The sequence below is a fragment of the Thermus sp. NMX2.A1 genome (assembly GCF_000511705.1).
GTDB classification, from domain to species: Bacteria; Deinococcota; Deinococci; order Deinococcales; family Thermaceae; genus Thermus; species Thermus scotoductus.
The window spans coordinates 1-1,058 of the sequence record NZ_ATNI01000131.1 but is presented as its reverse complement, the minus strand read 5'-3'; the positions used below and the strand labels follow the sequence as shown (position 1 = coordinate 1,058).

Sequence of the window (1,058 nt, the reverse complement as noted above, 5' to 3'; positions counted from 1 at the left end):
AAGTGCCAACCCCTTATCATGTCAACATGGCAGCCCCTCTTCAGATCCAGCTGACCCCTGAGGAGGACCGGCTCCTGCTGGAACTCTCCCTGGACCCGAAGACCCACAAGAAAACCCGCCTCTGGGCCGCCATGGTCCGCCTGGCCGCCGAGGGCTGGACCGCCCCAAGAATCGCCCGCCACTTCCACAAAGACCGCTCCACCGTCTACCTCGTCCTCAGGCGCTTCCTGGAACAGGGCCTCCCGGGCCTCGCCTACCGCAAACCCCCAGGAGCCCCCAGGAAGTTCACCCCACAGATGGCCGCCTTCCTGGAGGAAAGGCTGGCCGAGGATAGAACCTGGACGGCCCCGCAGCTCGCAGAAGCCCTGGCCGAGCGCTTCGGGGTCCGCCTGGCCCCCAAGGTGATCTCCCGGCACCTCAGGGCCATGGGGTACGTGTGGAAGCGGACGCGGTACGTGCCTTTGGGAAGACCCACGGAGGAGGAGATGAAGGCCTTTGCGGCGGAGGAAGAGGAGGCAAAAAGGGGGCGCGGGAGGGGGGGATGGAGGTGGGATACCTGGACGAGAGCGGGTTTTCCCTGACCCTTCCTCCCACCTACTCCTGGAGTCGGAGGGGGGAGGCCAGGGGGGTGCCCCGGGCCTGGGGTTCCCGCGGGCGGGTGAACGTGGTGGGGCACCTGGTGCGGGGGAGAGAGGGGGAGCGGCTGTACTTTGCCGTTTTGGAGGGGCCGGTGCGGTGGGAGGTGGTGCGGGGGTACCTGGACGGGGTGGCGGGAGGTTTGACCAGGCCTTTGAGGGTGTTCATGGACAATGCGTCCTTTCACCGGTCGCGGGGGATGGAGGGGAGGAAGGGGGCGTGGAGGGAGCGGGGGCTTACGGTGGGATACCTGCCCCGGTACAGTCCCCATTTGAACCCCATGGAGGGTGTGTGGCGGCGGGTGAAGGGGTTTTTGATGCCTCGGCGGCACTACGGGGGGGTTGAGGAGCTTAGGGAGGCGGTGGTTCAGGCCCTCAAGGCCCTGGGGGGTGTGGAGTTGAAAATCTTGGGGGAGGGTACTT

Annotated in this window: 1 protein-coding gene; it reads left to right on the top strand. The window is 66.6% G+C overall.

The window, feature by feature from the left end:
• Positions 1-26: 26 nt before the first annotated feature.
• A protein-coding gene (locus TNMX_RS12730) for an IS630 family transposase (protein ID WP_126170353.1) occupies positions 27-1,058 on the top strand; the annotation gives its coding sequence in 2 pieces (ribosomal slippage) (positions 27-516 and positions 516-1,058; 1,033 coding nt annotated over the 2 pieces). This gene is flagged as partial in the annotation.